A 16025-nucleotide genomic window follows, 5' to 3' on the forward strand; every position below is an offset into this window, starting at 1 on the left:
CGTCCTTGAGAGTGCCCTCTCAAGGCTTAGCCGTTGTGCGGCACCCCGGGCGTTATCAATTGTCACAAAGTCTGAATCTGCCAACCGTAGAATCCGGACATACTTGCCGCCTTACTGCTTTGAACCGACCGAGAAGCCTTATGCCCCGGCGCCTATTCAAACGTTACATGCCTGACCCGCAGAGCATCCGGGAACACAAATCCTTACGCTTTCTCGGCACCTTGCTGCATGACCCCAACCTCTGGCACCTCAACCGTCACTCCGTCGCGCGCGCCATGGCCGTCGGCCTGTTCGCCGCATTCCTGCCCATTCCCTTGCAAATGCTGCTGGCTGCCGCACTGGCCGTCGCGGTACGCGGCAACATGCCGATTGCCGTAAGCCTGGTGTGGCTGACCAATCCGATCACCATGCCGGCGGTGTTCTTCTGCACCTACCAGACCGGCGCCTGGCTGATGGACGTACCTGCCCGGACGCTGCCGGAAGAACTGACCTGGGAATGGATCAGTGGCCAGTTGTCGACCTTGTGGCAGCCGTTCCTGCTCGGTTCGGTGGTCACCGGCCTGGTGCTCGGCGCCCTGGCCTACTTCGTCACCATGAGTTACTGGCGCTGGTGGGTGACCCGGCAGTGGAAACGGCGCAAGAAAAGCCGGATGTGAAGGGGGAAAAAAAGGGCCTTCATTGCTGGAGGCCCTTTTTTTTGGGGCGTGCTGGCTGACGCCTTCGCGAGCAGGCTGGCTCCCACAAGGGGAGTGGCGCCGGCGTCATTTTTTGCCTACAGCCCCCTTGTGGGTCAGGTGCGCATGCCGCGCCCGCTGACCAGCAACCGCGAGCAACCGATGTACAGCACCACAGTGGCCACCAGCATGAAGGTGATCGCAATGCTGATCTTGATGTCGGAAACCCCCAGGATGCCGTAGCGGAAGGCGTTGACCATGTGCAGCACCGGGTTGGCCAGGGAAACGGTCTGCCAGAACGGCGGCAACAGGGAAATCGAATAGAACACCCCGCCCAGGTAGGTCAACGGCGTGAGCACGAACGTCGGGATGATGGAGATGTCATCGAAGTTGCGCGCGAACACCGCGTTGATGAAGCCCAGCAGCGAAAAGATCGTCGCCGTGAGCACCACCACCAGGACCGTCACCCCCAGGTGATGCACCTGCAGATGGGTAAAGAACAGCGACAGCAGCGTCACGATCAACCCCACTGCCAGGCCACGCAGGACGCCGCCCAAGGTGTAGCCGATAAGGATCGTGTGGGGGGAGACCGGCGAGACCATCAGCTCTTCGATCGAACGCTGGAACTTGCTGCCGAAGAAGCTCGACACCACGTTGCCGTAGGAGTTGGTGATCACCGACATCATGATCAGCCCCGGCACGATGTAGTCCATGTAGGTGAAGCCACCCATGTCGCCGATCTGCCGGCCGATCAGGTTGCCGAAGATCACGAAGTACAGAACCATGGTGATCGCCGGCGGCAGCAGGGTCTGCGGCCAGATGCGCATGAAGCGCCGCACTTCACGGTAGACGATGGTATTGAGGGCAATCAGGTTGGGGCGCAGTTCGGAACTCATACCGCCACCTTCGCCAGGTTTTTCTCCACCAGGGACACGAACAACTCCTCGAGGCGATTGGTCTTGTTGCGCAGGCTCTGCACTTCGATGTTCTGCAAGGCCAACTGGCCGAACAGCCCGGTGATGCCGACGGCCTTGTCCACCTGGACCTCCAGGGTATGGCTGTCGACCAGGCGCGCAGGGTAACCAGTGAGCTGGGGCGCGGCCTTCAGGTCGTGCTTGAGGTCCAGCACAAAGGTTTCCACATGCAGTTGGCCGAGCAACTGCCGCATGCTGGTGTTCTCGACGATGGTGCCGTGGTCGATGATGCCGATGTTGCGGCACAACTGCTCGGCCTCTTCCAGGTAATGGGTGGTCAGGATGATGGTGATGCCTTTCTGGTTCAGCTCGGTCAGGAAGGTCCACATCGAACGACGCAGCTCGATGTCCACCCCCGCCGTCGGTTCGTCGAGGATCAGCAGGCGTGGCTCATGCACCAGCGCGCGGGCAATCATCAGGCGGCGCTTCATGCCGCCGGACAACGAACGGGACGGCACGTCGCGCTTGTCCCACAACCCCAGCTGGGTCAGGTACTGCTCGGCGCGCTCGTTGGCGATCTTCGGCGGGATGCCGTAGTAACCGGCCTGGGTCACGACGATGTCGAAGGTCTTCTCGAACTGGTTGAAGTTGAACTCCTGGGGCACCACGCCAATGCAACGCTTGAGGGCGGCGGGCTCGCGGTCCAGGTCATGGCCGAAGACATTCACCGTGCCGCTGGTCTTGTTCACCAACGTGGAAAGAATGCCGATGGTGGTGGATTTGCCGGCGCCGTTAGGACCGAGCAAGGCAAAGAAATCGCCTTCGGCGACGTCCAGATCGATACCACTCAGGGCCTGGAAACCGTTGCCGTAGGTTTTGGTTAGCTGCCGGATGGACAGAGCGGAACTCATATCGGATTACGCACCAAGAAGGGAAGAAAGAAGTACATGAGGGCGCGCGGCGAGCAAAACAACCACGGCGCACGATGGCCATGGTGCTGGGCGTCGCCGCACAAGTACAGTCACGCGTGTCGATAGTAAGTATTAAGTCAACGCGGTCATGACCGCCTTGCGGTAGGCCGGACGCTGTTTCAACTGCTGGTACCAGGCTTCCAGATTCGGCCAGGCAGCCCGCTCGATGGGCATTTCGAACCAGGCATAAATGAAGCTGCCCAAGGGAATGTCGCCCATGCCGATCTGCGCGCCGCTCAAATAAGGCTGCTCGCCCAATGCACGGTCGGCCATCGCCAGCAAAGCGTTGCATTCCTTGATAGCCGCATGGATGGCAGGCCAGTCCTGTTGCTCGGCCGGGGTGCGCAGCACGCCCCAGAACACCGTCCGAAACGGTGCGGCAAAGGACGAAGTGGTCCAGTCCATCCATTTCTCGGCGGCGGCCCGTGCCTGGGCATCGGCCGGGTACCAGGCCGAATCCGGCGCGTGGCGGGCCAGCAGGTAGCGCACGATGGTGTTGGATTCCCACAGCACGAAACCGTCATCCTCGATCATGGGCACGCGGCCGTTGGGGTTCTTCGCCCGGTACTCAGGCGTGTCCACCACGCCAAAAGCGCCGCCCGCATCGATGGCCTCGTAGGCCAGCCCCAGCTCTTCGGCACACCAGAGCGCCTTGCGCACGTTCGACGAATTCTTGCGACCCCAGATCTTCAGCATCACGGTTTCCTTCAATGGACAAAGTGCCGCAGCAGCATACGCCGGATCAGCCGCGACTCAAATCGTCCCGCATATCGCCGAGCAAGGACGGCGCCTGATCGCCGAACAAGTGTGGATAACATTTCTCCAGGTGCTCGAAAAAGAACGCTTCGGGGACATCGGCGAACTGCCCATGGTCGGTGATGTATTCCATCAGCTTCGCGCCTTGGCGATTGAACGGGTGGAAAACGCTGTCGTGGCGGCCATCGAACTCCAGCGGCGCGACGTCGAACAGCTCGCACAAGCCCTGGTTGAACGCCGGCGTGGCCTTGACCCAGCGGCCGTCCAGGTACAGCTCGGTGTAACCGTGCATGGCGAACACGTCGCTGCGCAGCAACGCCAGCAAACGGGGCGTGGACAGGTGGTTGCGCACATCCGCCAGGCCGATGCGTGCCGGGATACCACAATGCCGGGCACAGCCGGCGAGCAGCGTGGCCTTGGGCACGCAGTAGCTTTCCCCGTGGCTCAGCGCATGGCTGGCACGCAGGGTCGCCGGATCGCGACTGAAGGTATACGGGTTGTACCGCACCGCCTCGCGCACGGCGTAGTAAAGGTTGACCGCCTGCGCCACAGGGTCGCGGTCGGCACCGCGATGCGCCTCGGCAAAGGCGATGACCTGTGGATGATCGCTGTCGATGAAGCGGCTGGGCGTCAGGTAGGACTGCATGCAGGAAGGCCTCCGGGAAACGCCGGCCATCGTGGCTGGCATCGGCAAAACCCGAGTCTATCCACAGCCCCGTTGCAGCGATAACGACGTTTCGGCCAAACAATGGCGTTTTCTCACCTGGATAACGAACGATTTCCCACGGCTGTTGCCAACCAGACTGGCGCACTGCATCCAGGGTTTCCCACGAAATCAATCACATCGCGCCGACCGCCGGTTTTGCAGAGGCCGTCTAAGCTCTGTGGGTCGGTTTTGCCCTGGTTCACGGAGGATTACCTATGCTGTTGTTGTGGATACTGGTCCTGGTCATCGGGATCGCCTGGCTGGCCCATCGGCGCACCGCCCCGTTGCCCGCACTGGGCATCGTCGCGGTCTACCTGCTGGCCATGGGCATTTTCAGCCGCGCCCCCGGGTGGCTGATGCTGGTTCTGTGGGTGATGCTCGCCGCCGTCGCGGCTCCCCTGCTGCTGCCAGACCTGCGTCGCCGGTATTTCAGCGCGCCGATGTTCGACTGGTTCCAGAAAACCCTGCCGCCCATGTCCCAGACCGAACGCGACGCCATCGACGCCGGCACGGTGTGGTGGGACGGCGAACTGTTCAGCGGTCGCCCGGACTGGGACCTGCTGCTGTCCTACCCCAAGGTGCAGTTGACCGAGGAAGAACAGGCGTTCCTCGACGGCCCGACGGAAGAACTCTGCGCGATGGTCAGTGACTGGCAGATCGGCCAGGCCATGGACCTGCCGCCCGAAGCCTGGGCCCATATCAAGACGCACGGTTTCTTCGCCCTCATCATTCCCAAGGAATACGGCGGCAAGGGCTTCTCCGCCTACGCCCACTCCCAGGTGGCGATGAAGCTGGCGACCCGCAGCGGCGACCTGGCGTCCACGGTGATGGTCCCCAACTCCCTCGGCCCGGCGGAACTGCTGCTGCACTACGGCACCGATGAACAACGCGACCACTACCTGCCACGGCTGGCCCGGGGCGACGATATCCCCTGCTTTGCCCTGACCGGGCCGCTGGCCGGCTCCGACGCCGGGGCGATGCCCGACACCGGCATTATCTGCAAGGGCGAATGGCAAGGCCGGGAAACCCTGGGCCTGCGCCTGAACTGGGAAAAGCGCTACATCACCCTCGGCCCGGTGGCCACCCTCCTCGGCCTGGCCTTCAAGGCGTACGACCCCGACCACCTGCTGGGTGACGAAGAAGACCTGGGCATCAGCCTTGCACTGATCCCCACCGACACCCCGGGCGTACACATCGGCCGCCGCCACCTGCCACTCGGCGCGGCGTTCATGAACGGGCCGAACTGGGGCAAGGACGTGTTCATCCCGCTGGACTTCCTCATTGGCGGCCAACCGATGCTCGGCAAAGGCTGGATGATGCTGATGAACTGCCTGTCGGTCGGGCGTTCGATTTCCCTGCCCGCGGTGGGCACCGGCGCGGCCAAGTTCACCAGCCTGGTGACGGGCCAGTACACCCAGGTGCGCGAGCAGTTCAACGTCCCGCTGTCAGCGTTCGAAGGCATCCAGGAAGCCATGGCGCGCATCGGCGGCAACGCCTGGCTGATGGACGCGGCCCGCATGCTGACCGCCAACGCCGTGGACCTGGGGGAGAAACCCTCGGTGCTGTCGGCGATCCTCAAGTACCACCTGACCGAGCGCGGTCGTGAATGCATCAGCCACGCCATGGACGTGCACGGTGGCAAGGGCATTATCATGGGCCCGAACAACTACCTGGGCCGCAGCTGGCAAGGGGCGCCGATCTTCATTACGGTCGAAGGCGCGAACATCCTCTCGCGCAACCTGATGATCTTCGGCCAGGGCGCCATCCGCTGCCATCCGTTCGTGCTCAAGGAAATGGCCCTGGCCACCCGTGAGGACAAGGACCAGGCCCTGGTGGAATTCGACGGCCTGTTGCTCAAGCACATTGGCTTCGCCATCAGCAATGCCGCCAGCACGCTGGTGTTGAACCTGGGCCTCGGCCGCTTTGAACACGCACCGGGCAATGCCTTGAGCCAGGGCTACTTCCGCGCCCTCAACCGGCAGGCGGCGGCATTCGCCCTGCTGGCGGACCTGAGCATGATGCTGCTGGGTGGCGAGCTCAAGCGTCGTGAACGACTGTCGGCACGCCTGGGGGATGTGTTGAGCAATCTTTACCTGGCGTCCGCGGCACTCAAGCGCTACCACGACCTGGATTCGCCGGACCACATGGCGCCGCTGTTCACCTGGGCCATGGAGGAAAGCCTCGGCCAGTCGGAACGTGCGCTGGACGAACTGCTGGCCAATTTCCCGAACCGGGTATTGGGTTGTCTGTTGCGTGGAGTGGTGTTCCCGTTCGGCCGTCGCCACAAGGGCCCGAGCGACAGGTTGGATGCCGAGGTGGCCGCGGTGATAGGCCGGGCCAAGGGGGACCCGACCCTCGAAGAACTGCTGCAGGGTTGCTACCGTCCACAATCGGCGGACGATCCGGTAGGTGCCCTGCAGCACGCCGCCGACCTGCTGGGCGCCGCCCATCCGGCGCAGAAAAAACTCCACGTCGCGCTCAAGCAAGGTCAGCTCGACCCGGCGCCAGGCGAACCCCTCATCGATGCCGCCCTCCAAGCCGGGGTGCTGCAAGCCGGCGAAGCCGAGGCCCTGCGCGTGGCCGAAGCGGCGCGGCGCAAGGTCATCGACGTGGATGACTTCGACAAGGAGGCGCTGACACTGGCCGAAGCCAAGGTCCGCTGAGTCCGTGACGAGGGGCCTGCTGCACCGTCCCGCGGGAGCAGGCGCCCCTCGCCGCGATGTCCCACTGATCCGCGGCCATGTAAAAGCCGGCGCGGGGGCTTTATACTCCTGCGCCCGTTTTGCTCTTGAGGACTTATCTCGTGTCCAATGTCGTTGCCGATCATCTTGTCCTGCTCGACCACTTGCGCAGCATCCTGGTCGCCGTAGGTGAGGCCGAACAGGTTCCCGAAGAAAGCCATGCCCTGTTCCTGGAGCGCTTCGACGAACTGCGTGCCCAGTTGCCCGTCGACCCGATCGAAAGCCAGTACCTGGGCCAGGACCTCTTGTGCCAGGTGATCGTGCGCTATCCACAGATCGCCCACCTGGTGCCACGCGACCTGCTCTGGTACTTCGGCGGTGATTGCCTGCACTACATGCCCGATGAAGAAATCGACCTGTACCAGGCCCTGGAGGAGCGTCGTTTCGAAGCCGAACAAAACGACGAGCCGTTCGACTGGAACCAGGAAAAGCAGTTGCTGGCAATGTCCGACCAGGACAGCAAGCATTGATTGCGCCGTGACACACAAAGGCCCGCCTGGATCACTCAGCGGGCCTTTTTTTATGGCTTGTCGGCGGCGATGGTCATGGGCCCGCTGGCGAGCAGGATCGCTCCCATAACCACTCGCCCCCCTGCTCGCGAAGCGCTCCCAAAGATCCCCACCTCACCAAAAAGACAGTTTATTGACGCGCAATCTGTCATGAATTTCACCACCGCCACTTTTCAGACGTTTTTTTCATTTTTGACGTGGCGCTTTGCCATAGGTGAACTACCGTCAACAGAACCGAGCACGGTGGCTGGCAAATTGCCCTTCAAGGGAGCCGTCCATTGCAGCCGTCCGCTCGTCCACCCGGCCTTGTCCCGGGTGATGCGATAGGGGGCAGCCCGGGCCCATCGATGATCCGAGGCAATTGGTTAAGCCTAGGGACGGCCAGTCTGTCGAGGATCATCCTATGAACCAGCGTACCGCGCTTGCTTTGAAACACGTTATCCATGGTCTGTTCTGGATGGGCTTCGGCCTGGAAACGGCGCAGGCCGTTGCCGCCGATTGTTCCCAGTTAGACAGCCTGCCAGCGACCTTCGAGGTCGGCCAGGGTTTGCAGAACGAACTGCGCATCCTCGCCCCCGTGACGAAGTTGGCGGTGGGTGACCCGAAAATTGCCGATGTACAACCCAGTGGCAGTGACGCTTTCATTCTCACCGGCCTGGCACCGGGCGCCACCAGCCTGATGGTCTGGACGGATTGCTCGAAAATACCCCGCCAGAGCATGGTTTTCGTCAAGGGTCGGGCCACGGCCGCGCTGACCAGCGTGGCGAGCGTGCCCTCCGAAGACCCGATGCTGCTTGCCCAGGTCCAGACCGACATCCGTTTCGTCGAGGTCAGCCGGACCAAGCTCAAGGAAGCCTCGACGTCGCTGTTCGGCACCCGTGGCAACTTCCTGTTCGGCTCGCCGAGGACCCTGCCCACCATCGGCGGGGTGGTGCGCCCTTCCCTGCCGGTCAACAACGACATGTTCAACTTGTCGTTCGCCACCGGTAAAACCCTGCTGATGATCAATGCCTTGGAGGGCAGCGGTTTTGCCTACACCCTGGCACGGCCGAGCCTGGTGGCCCTCAGCGGACAGAGCGCCAGTTTCCTGGCCGGCGGCGAAGTGCCGATCCCGGTGCCCAGTTCCGGCAGCGATAACGTGTCCATCGAGTACAAGGAGTTCGGTATTCGCCTGACCCTGACCCCCACTGTCATCGGCCAGAACCGCATCGCCCTGAAGGTCGCGCCGGAAGTCAGCGAGCTGGATTTCACCAATGCCGTGAACATCGCCGGGACCCTGGTGCCAGCGCTCACCGTGCGCCGTACCGATACCAGCATTGCCCTGGCCGACGGCGAAAGCTTTGTCATCAGCGGCCTGATCAGCACGCGCAACAGCTCACAGGTGAACAAGCTTCCGGGGCTGGGTGATATCCCGGTGCTGGGCGCGTTCTTCCGCGACCACTCTATCGACCGCGAGGAACGCGAGCTGTTGATGATCGTCACGCCGCACCTGGTCCAGCCCTTGGCCGCCAATGCACAACTGCCGACATTACCGGGTGAGCAACTGCGCAACTACGACCCGAATTTCTATCGCATGTATTTCCTCGAACATGGCGAGTTCGATAACCGCAGCGGGCTTTCCCAATGAGCCGGCGCCCTAAGTACCTGGCGCCTGGCGTCCAACCCATTGCGAGGGGATATTCCATGAAAGCAGCAATCGCGGTAGCCGCAACATTGATGCTGGCCGGCTGTTCCAGCCATGGCGTGGTGGCGTCGGACCCGTCCCATTGCGCCAAGCCCAGCGCCGATCAGGAGCTGGCCCTCAACATGGCCGACGACATGGCCAACGAGGGGCGCTTGTACGCCAGCCTGGCGAACCTGGAACGCCTGCCCGAGGACCTGGTCCAGGTGCGCCTGCGCAAGGCCCGGGTATTGCGCCTGATGGGGCGCAGCGAGGCGGAGCCCTTGTATAGAAGCCTGCTCGGAACCTGCCTGGCCGCCGACGGCGAACATGGCCTGGGCCAACTGGCCGCCGTCAAGAACGACAACGCGAGCGCCACGGAGCACCTGGAGCGGGCCGCGAAAATGGCCCCGACCGAAGGCAAGATCCGCAATGACCTGGGGGTCGTCTACCTCAATCAGAAACGCATTCCCCAAGCGCGCTTCGAGTTCATGACCGCCATGGAGCTCCAGCAATCCGACGCCCTGGCGGCGCTCAACATGGTGACCCTGTTGATCTACCAGGACAACTGGAAGCAGGCGGCCGAACTGGCAAGCATGGCCAAGCTCAGTCCCCAGCAGATCGCGGACGCCCAGGCCCGCGCCGAAAGAATCAGAGGCTCGGCCCCCAACGCAGCAACGTCGCAAGCGAACCGCCTGGAAGAGGTCGTCGATGCCTCATCCGGCGCGGTCAAGTAGAGCGTGACGAGGAGTCCATGAGATGAAAACCCAACAACTGATGATCGTGTGCACGCTGTGCCTGTCCACCCCGGCCTGGGCGATCGACCCGGGCCCCTCCTCGACAGCCCAGCAAGGTACCGAAAGCTGGATGCAACTGCAGATCCGCGGCGTGGTGGCGTCCACCCACTTGCAGACCGCCTCGGCCGCCGAGCGCGAACTGGCCATGCAGCGCTGGCTCAATAGCTTCAACTATCCCATTCCGGAATTCTTTGACCAGGACACAGGCGGGGACATCAGCAGCGGCAGCAAATGAAGTACGAGGTGGGTTGAACAAAGGTTTCAAACCGTACCGTGGCGAGGGCGCTTGCTCCCGCTCGGGTGCGCAGCAGCTGCCAAAAGCAAGGGCCGCTGCGCCGCCCGAGCGGGAGCAAGCGCCCTCGCCACATGTTGTGTTTAGCCGGGATAGGTCTGTTGTCACTCTACTTTGTAGCGAGGGGATTCATCCCCGTTGGGCGCGCAGCGGCCCTGAACCTGGGCGCTCGGGGTATCTGTTCGAAGGGGATTGGCATCGAGGGGTGGCTGCGCACCCCAGCGGGGATGAACCCCCTCGCCACGGGGGCATGCTGAGTCCTGGAAACAGGAGGTACGCCGTGGCGAGGGCGCTTGCCCCCTCGGGTGCGCAGCCGCCGCCAAGGAGCGAGGGCCGCTGCGCTGCCCGGCGGGAGCAAGCGCCCTCGCCACAACTGTTCGGCTAATGAAGGATCACCCGCCTACATGTTCCCGAACGCCCTGAACACGCCAATCATCGCAGGGCCGATGGCGACCAGGAAGAAGCTGGGCCACAGGCAGAAAATCAGTGGAAAGATCAGCTTGGTGCCAATTTTCGCCCCCATTTCCTCGGCGGCCTGGGTGCGCCGGTCGCGGAATTCGTCGGCATAGATGCGCAAGGTATCGGCCACGCTGGTGCCGAAGCGAATGCTCTGCGCCAACAGGCTGACCAACCCCTGGATGTCTTCAAGCCCAGTGCGCATGGCCAGTTGCCGGAGGGCCTCGGTGCTGGTGATGCCGGCGCGGATCTGCGCGTTGACCAAGGCCAGTTCTTCGGCCAGTTCGGCCTGGCTGACCGCCATTTCTTCGGCCACTCGCTCGATGGTCGTCGGCAAGGCCAGGCCTGATTCGACGCACACCACCATCAGGTCCAGTGCATCCGGGAACGCGGCACGCAGCCGGCCCTGGCGCGCCTGCTTGCGCTTGCCGACATACAGCGACGGCAGCAGCCAGCCGAGACCGGTCACCGTCGTCACCGCCAGCAGCACGACCACCCCGGACACCTTGATCAACGGCATCACCAGTACCGCCAGGCCGAGCAGTGCCAGCGGCATCATCAGGCGCACGGCCCAGTAGACCTGCACCGCCGATGCAGAGCGGTAACCGGCATGGGTCAGCAGGGTCTGGGTCGCCGAGGTGCGGGCCGGGTCGGCCGAAGCGAAGCGCTGGCCCACCCGCTCCAGCAGCAGTTGCAGGTTACCCGGTGCCTCCTGCGCCGCCGAACTGCCCGAATAACCCCGCTTGATCAGCGCCAGGCGCCGCTGCACCGGGTCTTGCAGGCCCACCAGCAGCAGGAGCACGGCCACCGCCGCCAGCACGGTACTCACGCCAATCGCAGTAATGAACAACAGGCGCGCCAGTTCCTCGCTCCCGGTAAACCGACTGAACAACCCGAGCAAATAATCCATGACTGATACCTCGTGTCAGGGCAGCGATCAGACCTGGATCCGGATGATTTTGCGGATCCAGAAAATCCCGACCAGCATGGCGCAGAAGGCGCCGATGATCAGCTTGTGGCCGATCGGATCATTGAGCAGCACCGGCATGTAGCTGGGGCTGGTGAGCACGATGGCGATCGCCAGCACAAAGGGAATCGCCACCAGCACCCAGGCCGACATGCGACCTTCGGCCGACAACGTGCGGATCTTGCGCTGGAAGCGGAAGCGCCCGCGAATCAACCGACTCAGGCGTTCCAGCACTTCGGTGAGGTTGCCGCCGGTCTCGCGGTGGATGAGGATCGACGTCACCAGCATCATCACCGTCATGCTCGGCATGCGCTCCAGCAGGCCCAGCATCGCCCGGCGTACGTCGTTGCCATAGTTGATGTCGGCGAAGGTCAAGCCGAACTCCTGGGCGACCGGCCCTTTGTGCTCGTCGGCAACCAGGCGCAAGGTTTCGTTGAACGGATGGCCGGCGCGCAGGGCCCGGCACATGGCGTCCAGCGCGTCCGGCAGGCCTTCCTCGAACGCGTTGAAGCGCTTGCTGCGGTCACGCAGGATCTTCAGCACCGGCAACCAGGTGACGGCCAGCGTGGTCAGCAGCGCCACCCACCAGAGCGGCGTCACCATCAGCACCGACGCTCCCGCCACCGCACCCAGGACCAGGCCCAGCAGCATCACCCGGTAGGCGCGGTACTCGTGGCCGGCCTGCTCGATCAACTGCGTCAGGCTGGCCATGAACGGCAACTGCTCGAGTCGAGCTTCCAGGGGCGACAGGCGTGTCAGGTACTTGTGCCGCAACACGGTCTGCATATTGGGCAAATGGTTGGCCTTCTCCAGCACGTGCAAGCGCCCACGAATGCGTTTGCGCATCTTGCCGGCCTCGCCGAACACCGGCACCACCACGCCCTGGGACAGCAGAAAGACCGCGATGAAGACCATGCCAAGGAAAATCAGGATGAATTCGCCGGGAATACCGTTCATGACTGCCGCGCCTCCATCCATTCAGGGCGGAACAGGCTCAGTGGCAACTCGATGCCGCGCTTGGCCAACACCTCGCGGAACGCCGGGATCATGCCGCTGGGTCGATAATCGCCGAGCACTTCGCCGTGTTCACCGATGCCCTGGCGCACGAAAGAGAAAATCTCGGTCATGGTGATGACCTCCCCTTCCATGCCGTTGATCTCCTGCATGCTGACCACCCGTCGCTTGCCATCTTCTTGACGCTCCAGTTGGATCACCACGTCGATGGCCGAGGCAATTTGTTGACGCATCGCCTTGATCGGAAACGTAGCCCCGGTCATCGACACCATGTTCTCGATGCGCCCCAGGGCATCGCGAGCCGTATTGGCGTGGATGGTGGTCAGGGAGCCGTCGTGACCGGTGTTCATGGCCGTGAGCATGTCCAGCGCCTCGGCGCCGCGCACTTCACCGATCACGATGCGATCGGGGCGCATCCGCAGGCTGTTGCGCACCAGTTCACGCTGGCTCACCTCACCCCGCCCCTCGATGTTCGAAGGCCGGGTTTCCAGGCGGACCACGTGGGGTTGCTGCAGTTGCAGTTCGGCGGAGTCCTCGATGGTGACGATCCGTTCGTTGTGGGGAATGAAACTGGACAGCACGTTGAGCATGGTGGTCTTGCCACTGCCGGTTCCGCCGGAGATCAGCACGTTCAGGCGTCCACGGACGATGGCCTTGAGCAGCAAGGCAATGGCCGGGGTCATGGTGCCCACCTGGATCAGGCTGTCGGTGTTGAGCAGGTCCACCGCGAAACGCCGGATCGACATGCTCGGCCCGTCGATGGCCAACGGCGGGATGATCGCGTTGACCCGCGAGCCATCCTTGAGCCGGGCGTCCACCAGCGGCGAGGATTCGTCGATGCGCCGGCCAAGGCTGGAGACGATCCGGTCGATGATGTTCAGCAGATGCTGGTCATCGCGAAAGCGCACATCGGTGCGTTGCAATTTGCCGAAGCGCTCGACGTACACCGAGGCAAAGCCATTGACCAGGATGTCGGACACGCTGTGGTCGGCCAACAGCGGTTCCAGCGGGCCAAGGCCCAGCACCTCGTCGGTGATCTGCTTGATGATCAGTTGCCGGCTGGCGGAACTCACCGGCGCCGAATGTTCGTCCAGCAGGCGCTGGCAGATGTCGCGAATCTGCCGCGTGGCCTCGACCTGCTCGAGGGCATCGAGCAGTGACAGGTCCATCACCTTGAGCAACTGTTGGTAGATTTTTTCCCGCCACTCGGCTTCCACCGGTGTCACCTGGGTGCGGGTTTCGTAGAGCACGTCCGGGACGGCCTGTTCCCAGGCCATCAAGGCTTCGGCCGGCTCCGCGAGGCTGTCGCCGTGGACGCTGGAAGGGCCGGGTTTGGCGGGCTGTTTGCGCAAGCGGGTGCGGAAGTCGCTGATCATGGGTCATCCCCCGAAGAAACGGTTGAAGGCGCGTTTGAACAGGCCTTTGTTCGTGGCCATCTGGTGACCGACCAGGTCTTCGGTCAAATCGCGCAAGGCGGCGGTGATCGCAGCTTTCGGCGCATGCAGCCCCAACGGCACGCCAGTGTTCTGACTCTGGCTGACCAGGTTGAAGTCATTGGGTAATTTCGACAGGTTCGCGCAGCGCAGGGCCTCGCCGATATCCTTGAGGCTGATCGTCGTCGACTTGTCGTAGCGGTTGACCACGATCTGCAACTGGTCGCCGCGCACGCCCAGGTCCTCGCGAAGTATCCGCACCAGGGCGCTGGCATCGCGCAGGTGGCTGACGCTCTGCTGCACCACCACGTAGACCCGGTCCACCTGCTCCAGCACAGAGCCGGTGAGCGAGTCGATCTGGCGCGGCAGGTCCACCACGATCCAGTCGTAGCTGGCGCGGGCCAATTGCAGCAAGGCATCGAGTTGTTCGGGTTGGGCGTCCTGGGGCAGGCACAATTCGCCGGCCCGGCCACCGAGCACGTGCAAGGTCGGGCTGAAATGACTGCAGAAACCCCGCAGGGCAAGGCTGTCCAGATCTTCGACCTGTTGCAGCACTTCCAGGTGGCTATGGGTCTGTGCCACGTCCAGGTAATGGGTCACGCTGCCGAACTGCAGGTCCATGTCCAGCAACAGGGTATTGCCCGCCCGGGCGCTGAGTTGCTGGGCCAGGTTGCACGCCACCAACGTTGCGCCGGAACCGCCCTTGGCACTGATCACGGCGACCAGCTTGCCTTCGGCGCCGTTGCCCAGGCGCACCTCCGCCACCAGGCGATTCAGGGCGGCCACCAACTCCGTTTCGGCGACCGGTTCAGGCAGCACATCCCGGGCACCGGCCTGCATCGCCAGGCGCATGCCGTCCTGTTCGCCCAGCGGCCCGCACACCAGCATCGGTGGGCGTTCATGGGCCGGGCGTTGCAGCAAGGCCGCCAACTCCTCGCGCCACAGGTGGCTGACCCGCAACAGCAACAAGTCGGGCATCCGGTCCAGGCCGTAGAGTGGGTCGACATGCCCGTTGCTCACCAGCCGCGTGCTGACTTCCAGGCAGGGCATGCGTTGGCAGACACACTGCAGGTCGCGCAGAGACGTGGCGTCGCGGCTGCTGATCAGTAACCGCAGCCCGGCTTTGCCGGTAACGGTCGCAAGTGGGTTTTCCCTGGTACTCAGCATGGTGTGATCTCCGCGGAGTCGGAATGACGCCCAAGGCTTTCGCGTGGCAAGGTTGCCTGGAACGCAGGCAAGGTAATGGGCACGCCCAGCCCGGGAATGAACAGATTGAAAACGTAGTTCTGCACGCTCAACCGGACGTAGCGAATGGCCCGGAAGCCGGTGGCGCTGACCGTGTCGGCGGGGTTCGCCACCACGGCGCCGTTGACATCCAGGTAGGTCAGCGCCAGGTTCGAGGTCGCCAGGCTGCTGATCAGTTGGCTGGTGCCGGCGTCGGTCGCGGCATTGAAGATCGCCCGGCGCAGCACCACCGGGTCGCTGATGTTGCACACCGCTGCCAGGCGCGCACCGCGTCGCGCGGCCTCGTCCAGGGCATTGGCGGTGAAGTACAGCCGGCCCATCTCCACCACGCCGAACAGCAGGACGAACACCAGCAGGCCGACGAAGGAAAACTCCACGATGTATGTACCGCCCATGTGCTTGCCGTTCATCACAACGCCCTCATGACAGTGGTCGCCACCAGCGAGATACCCAGCGGGATGGCGGCGCCGAACAACCCCGGGATCGACCCGGTGCAGTTGCCCGCGCCAATCACCGGGCAGAAGGTGTAGGTGATGGTGACGCGCACGTGGTCGGTGCCGACGGCGGCGACCTGCACGTTGGCCGTGGTCAACCCCGACAGCACGGCGCTGCCGGCCTGGCTGGGCACGCCATACACCGCCACGTTCCGGGTCTGGGTCTGGAGCGTGTTGCTCAGGGCGACGCCACCAAGGGTGCCATTCCAGGCCTGGCTGGCGACGAAACGATCAGCATCGCGGCTGGCCTGCAGCAGCACGTTGTACTGGTAGAGCATCCGGCCGAACTCGCCGAAGGCCAACAGCAACAACAGCAACACCGGCAGCACCAGGGTGAACTCCACCAGCGCCACCCCTTGCTGGGCGCGGGGTGATTGAAATCGGGCAAGTCCCATG

16 protein-coding genes are annotated in these 16025 nt (G+C 63.4%); 6 read left to right on the forward strand and 10 right to left on the reverse strand.

Features of this window, described 5'->3' with window-relative positions; genetic code table 11:
* Positions 1–140 precede the first annotated feature (140 nt).
* On the forward strand, positions 141–656 hold the full coding sequence (locus V3H56_RS19245; RefSeq protein WP_042728806.1) for a DUF2062 domain-containing protein: 516 nt from the start codon (positions 141–143) through the stop codon (positions 654–656).
* A gap of 134 nt (positions 657–790) precedes the next feature.
* Here V3H56_RS19245 and V3H56_RS19250 read toward each other — a convergent pair whose 3' ends face one another.
* From V3H56_RS19250 to V3H56_RS19265, 4 genes are all read right to left on the reverse strand, one after another.
* Positions 791–1570, reverse strand: coding sequence for an ABC transporter permease (locus V3H56_RS19250; RefSeq protein ID WP_042728805.1), 780 nt, complete (start codon positions 1568–1570; stop codon positions 791–793).
* The gene (locus V3H56_RS19255) at positions 1567–2499 is read right to left on the reverse strand and encodes an ABC transporter ATP-binding protein (protein ID WP_042728804.1); all 933 of its coding nucleotides are present in this window, start codon (positions 2497–2499) and stop codon (positions 1567–1569) included. Before V3H56_RS19255 ends, V3H56_RS19250 begins: the two co-directional genes overlap by 4 nt.
* 132 nt (positions 2500–2631) lie before the next feature.
* Positions 2632–3255 (reverse strand): glutathione S-transferase, encoded by a 624-nt coding sequence (locus V3H56_RS19260; protein ID WP_042728803.1) that lies wholly within the window; start codon positions 3253–3255, stop codon positions 2632–2634.
* Positions 3256–3301: 46 nt separating this feature from the next.
* Entirely contained in the window at positions 3302–3961 is a 660-nt protein-coding gene (locus V3H56_RS19265; protein WP_042728802.1) for a transglutaminase family protein, read from the reverse strand.
* A gap of 275 nt (positions 3962–4236) precedes the next feature.
* Between V3H56_RS19265 and V3H56_RS19270 the strand changes: the two genes are divergently transcribed.
* The 5 genes from V3H56_RS19270 (at position 4237) to V3H56_RS19290 (ending at position 9963) form a co-directional block, all read left to right on the forward strand.
* On the forward strand, positions 4237–6684 hold the full coding sequence (locus V3H56_RS19270) for an acyl-CoA dehydrogenase (RefSeq protein WP_338473767.1): 2448 nt from the start codon (positions 4237–4239) through the stop codon (positions 6682–6684).
* A 140-nt stretch (positions 6685–6824) separates the two neighbouring features.
* Positions 6825–7232 carry a PA2817 family protein gene (locus V3H56_RS19275; protein WP_024776930.1) on the forward strand — a complete coding sequence of 136 codons (408 nt, stop codon included), beginning with the start codon at positions 6825–6827 and terminating at the stop codon, positions 7230–7232.
* Positions 7233–7674: 442 nt separating this feature from the next.
* Positions 7675–8898: a type II and III secretion system protein family protein gene (locus tag V3H56_RS19280; protein ID WP_042732920.1), complete on the forward strand. Its 1224-nt coding sequence runs from the start codon at positions 7675–7677 to the stop codon at positions 8896–8898.
* A gap of 56 nt (positions 8899–8954) precedes the next feature.
* On the forward strand, positions 8955–9668 hold the full coding sequence (locus V3H56_RS19285) for a tetratricopeptide repeat protein (protein ID WP_123578347.1): 714 nt from the start codon (positions 8955–8957) through the stop codon (positions 9666–9668).
* Positions 9669–9690: 22 nt separating this feature from the next.
* A complete protein-coding gene (locus V3H56_RS19290; RefSeq protein WP_042732918.1) occupies positions 9691–9963 on the forward strand; it encodes a DUF3613 domain-containing protein in 273 nt (90 codons plus the stop codon).
* A 457-nt stretch (positions 9964–10420) separates the two neighbouring features.
* Here the strand turns inward: V3H56_RS19290 and V3H56_RS19295 are convergent, their stop codons facing one another.
* From V3H56_RS19295 to V3H56_RS19320, 6 genes are read right to left on the reverse strand one after another with little or no spacing between them, the layout of a single operon-like run.
* A complete protein-coding gene (locus V3H56_RS19295; protein ID WP_042732752.1) occupies positions 10421–11386 on the reverse strand; it encodes a type II secretion system F family protein in 966 nt (321 codons plus the stop codon).
* A 27-nt stretch (positions 11387–11413) separates the two neighbouring features.
* Positions 11414–12400, reverse strand: a complete 987-nt coding sequence (locus tag V3H56_RS19300; protein ID WP_042732753.1) for a type II secretion system F family protein — start codon at positions 12398–12400, stop codon at positions 11414–11416.
* Positions 12397–13833 (reverse strand): CpaF family protein, encoded by a 1437-nt coding sequence (locus V3H56_RS19305; RefSeq protein WP_047736440.1) that lies wholly within the window; start codon positions 13831–13833, stop codon positions 12397–12399. Before V3H56_RS19305 ends, V3H56_RS19300 begins: the two co-directional genes overlap by 4 nt.
* A gap of 3 nt (positions 13834–13836) precedes the next feature.
* Positions 13837–15057 (reverse strand): AAA family ATPase, encoded by a 1221-nt coding sequence (locus V3H56_RS19310; protein ID WP_042729927.1) that lies wholly within the window; start codon positions 15055–15057, stop codon positions 13837–13839.
* The gene (locus tag V3H56_RS19315) at positions 15051–15545 is read right to left on the reverse strand and encodes a TadE/TadG family type IV pilus assembly protein (RefSeq protein WP_047736441.1); all 495 of its coding nucleotides are present in this window, start codon (positions 15543–15545) and stop codon (positions 15051–15053) included. Before V3H56_RS19315 ends, V3H56_RS19310 begins: the two co-directional genes overlap by 7 nt.
* Entirely contained in the window at positions 15545–16024 is a 480-nt protein-coding gene (locus V3H56_RS19320) for a TadE/TadG family type IV pilus assembly protein (RefSeq protein ID WP_338473768.1), read from the reverse strand. Before V3H56_RS19320 ends, V3H56_RS19315 begins: the two co-directional genes overlap by 1 nt.
* Position 16025: the final 1 nt, after the last annotated feature.

It is taken from the genome of Pseudomonas sp. MS646, from assembly GCF_036693845.1.
In the GTDB taxonomy this organism is placed as follows: domain Bacteria; phylum Pseudomonadota; class Gammaproteobacteria; order Pseudomonadales; family Pseudomonadaceae; genus Aquipseudomonas; species Aquipseudomonas chlororaphis_E.